We start from the raw sequence: 509 nt of genomic DNA on the forward strand, positions 1-509 counted from the left end.
ACGCGGCAAACAATACTTGGAAGCCAATTCGCAGCCCCGCTACCCGTTCGGGTATGGACTGAGCTATACCAGCTTCCACTACTCGGAACTCCAGGTAGAGCCGCAGGCAATCACGGAAGACCAAACCGCAACGGTACGGGTCACCGTGACCAACACGGGGGAACGGGAAGGCGCCGAGGTCGTCCAGCTCTATATTTCCGACGTGGTGAGCAAGGTATCCAGACCTGCGAAGGAACTCAAAGGCTTCCGCAAAATCACGCTGGCTCCGGGCGAAGCGCAAATCGTGGAATTTGAAGTCGGCGCGGAGCAGCTGCAATATATCGGTCCGGAGGTTCAGCCTGTCGTGGAGCCGGGCGGATTCAAGGTGCTGGTGGGTCCTCATGTCAATGAGGTACTGGAAGCTACACTCGAGGTAACGGAGGGTTCGCGTGGAACGGAGGGGTCACATGGAACGGATTAGAAGATTGATCCGCGAGCTGTCCGAGCAGCAATGGCTGGAGCAGCAGGCG

1 protein-coding gene is annotated in these 509 nt (G+C 58.2%); it reads left to right on the forward strand.

The window, feature by feature from the left end:
* Positions 1 to 460: fibronectin type III-like domain-contianing protein (locus ACTJKB_RS30920; RefSeq protein WP_440838043.1), on the forward strand; the 460-nt coding region annotated here is incomplete at its 5' end.
* Between the last annotated feature and the right edge of the window lie 49 nt (positions 461 to 509).

It is taken from the genome of Paenibacillus sp. 22594 (genome assembly GCF_052044425.1).
GTDB lineage: Bacteria > Bacillota > Bacilli > Paenibacillales > Paenibacillaceae > Paenibacillus_AQ.